General features: G+C 48.1%; 1 protein-coding gene. It reads left to right on the top strand.

Annotated elements, in window-relative coordinates; genetic code table 11:
- Positions 1-1819: TRAP transporter fused permease subunit (locus Q0256_RS10440; RefSeq protein WP_297962796.1), on the top strand; the 1819-nt coding region annotated here is incomplete at its 5' end.
- Positions 1820-2136: the final 317 nt, after the last annotated feature.

Consider the following 2136-nt stretch of genomic DNA (forward strand, 5'->3'; position numbering starts at 1 on the left):
CGGAGTCGCCGCTATCCTATATCCTGCGATAGAATTTGTGGAGTTATCGCAGCCGCAACGCCAGGGAGATTATCTAACCAGAGATATCGTAGCGGCCTTTATCGGAATTTTCATACTCTTTGAAGCAGGTCGTCGTATGATGGGACCAGCGCTTGGCATTATCGCTTTTACCTTTCTTCTGTATTGCTACTTCGGTCCTTATATGCCCGATATCATTGCGCACCGCGGCGCAAGCTTTGAACTGCTTGCAGGGCATATGTTTTTAACGACGGAGGGCGTATTCGGCGTACCGGTAGGGGTCAGCACCAGCTTCATCTATCTGTTCGTGCTATTCGGCGCGCTTTTGGAGCGAGCCGGAGCGGGGCAGTATTTTATAAACGTAGCGTTTGCGATTTTAGGTCGCTTCCGCGGAGGACCCGCCAAGGCTAGCGTAATTGCCAGCGGGCTAACTGGAATGGTAAGCGGCAGCTCGACCGCAAACGTTGTGACGGTGGGCACCTTTACGATCCCGCTTATGAAAAAAGCGGGGCTTACCGCCACTAAGGCGGGCGCTATCGAGGTCGCCGCAGGCGTAAACGGGCAGCTTATGCCGCCTATCATGGGCGCTGCGGCGTTTATCATCGCGGAATTTTTGGGTATGAGCTACACCAACGTAATGATCGCGGCGGTGATCCCCGCTTTCGTCTGCTACGCGGGATTATTTTTCATCGTGCATCTGGAAAGCTGCAAGTTGGGGCTTCACGGTAGCCGCGATTACGCCAAGGTTTCAAAGCTAAAAATTATATTTAGCGGAATTCATTACATAATCCCGATTTTGGTGCTTCTTTTTACTCTATTGATTCTAAAAGAAAGCGCGATCTCTGCGGCGTTTAACTCGATCTGCGTGCTATTTTTAATAATGATCGTACAAGAGCCCGCAAAGAAAACGATATTTGGCGAAAAAGTTGGCAAGTCCGATTTTATCGTCGGCTTTGTCGATATCTTTTGGGCTATGGTAGGTGCTGCTAAAAACATGGTCACAGTAGCCGTTGCCACCGCGCTAGCGGGCATCATCATCGGCTCGATCTCGCTTACCGGGCTGGGGCAGGTTCTTTCAGAGCTCGTAGAAGCAGTCGCAGGAAACAGCATAGTACTGATACTTCTGATGACTGCGATAATGAGCCTGATTTTGGGCATGGGACTTCCTACGACGGCGAATTATATCGTCGTTTCAAGCCTTATTGCACCGGTGATTTTGATACTAGCGGGCAAAAACGGCTTTTTGATCCCTGCGATCGCGGTGCATCTTTTCGTATTTTATTTTGGAATTTTAGCCGATGATACCCCTCCGGTAGGCATTGCCGCATACGCTGCGGCGGGTATCGCAAAGGCAAATCCGGTAACTGTGGGACTTCAGGGCTTCGTGTATGATCTGCGCACCGCGGTGCTTCCGTTTGCGTTTTTCTTCAACAATAAGCTGCTTTTGATCCAAAGCATAGGCGATCCGATGGATTCAAAGAGCATCGTTTGGATCAGCGATCCATTGCAAATCGTGCTGATTTTTGCCACGGCGATCGTGGGCATGTTTGCCTTCAGCTCCTCGCTGCAGGGTTGGTTTGTAACCAAGTGCAATATGGTAGAGCGCCTACTATTGCTGCTAATAACGCCGCTAATGCTGGTGCCTAATATCTGCGCGAAATTCATAGAATTTATCCCGAGCGAATACGCAAGTTATGGTATCGGCACTGCGATATACGTGCTGATCTTTGCAAAGCAGTGGCTTTTAAGGCCCAAAGACTCTGACGATACTCACGCCGAAAATAGCGTGCCTGCAGCGTAAACCCAAATTTGATCTCGCTAAATTTTAAGATAAATTTGCGGGGTCTTATTAAATTTTACCCTTTTGCGCCTAGATTTAAATTAAGATCAGATCTTTTCTTTAAATTTAATCTCAGCAGATTTACGACATGGCGGTAACTTGAGTTCAAATTTAGTGCAAACTCGGTTTCAATTTATCTAGTGTAGCGCGCCAGTACACATGGGGCATCATGCATGGGCGAGCGCAGTAAATATGGGCATGCGAACCTTTCGTAGTAACTTTTAGCATATTGTACAGAATACGGCAGATAATGTACGCAGTACAACTAATCTCGTTAG

Origin of the sequence: uncultured Campylobacter sp. (assembly GCF_937949835.1) — a bacterium.
Classification (GTDB): Bacteria; Campylobacterota; Campylobacteria; order Campylobacterales; family Campylobacteraceae; genus Campylobacter_B.